The following is a 343-nucleotide window of genomic DNA, read 5'->3' as shown; positions in this document are numbered from 1 at the left end:
AATTGAAAGACACAGTGCTCATGCCGTTGTGATCGCTTCAGGTGGATACGGGAATGTGTTTTACCTTTCTACAAACGCAATGGGAAGTAATGCGACCGCTGCCTGGAAAGTACACAAAAAAGGAGCTTTTTTCGCCAACCCATGTTTTACCCAAATTCACCCAACCTGTATTCCTGTTTCAGGAGAGCATCAGTCCAAACTTACTTTGATGTCTGAATCTCTTCGGAATGACGGACGTATTTGGGTTCCGAAGAAACTGGAGGATGCCAAGGCAATTCGTGAAGGCAGATTGAAACCTACAGAACTGGCTGAAGAAGACAGGGATTACTATTTGGAAAGAAGA

Annotated in this window: 1 protein-coding gene; it reads left to right on the top strand. The window is 44.3% G+C overall.

Going from position 1 to position 343, the window contains the following annotated elements:
• Window positions 1-343: FAD-binding protein (locus HC176_RS18075; protein ID WP_167920386.1), on the top strand; the 343-nt coding region annotated here is incomplete at both ends.

This window comes from Tamlana crocina, from assembly GCF_012037625.1.
This window is presented reverse-complemented; position numbering and strand designations above follow the sequence as displayed.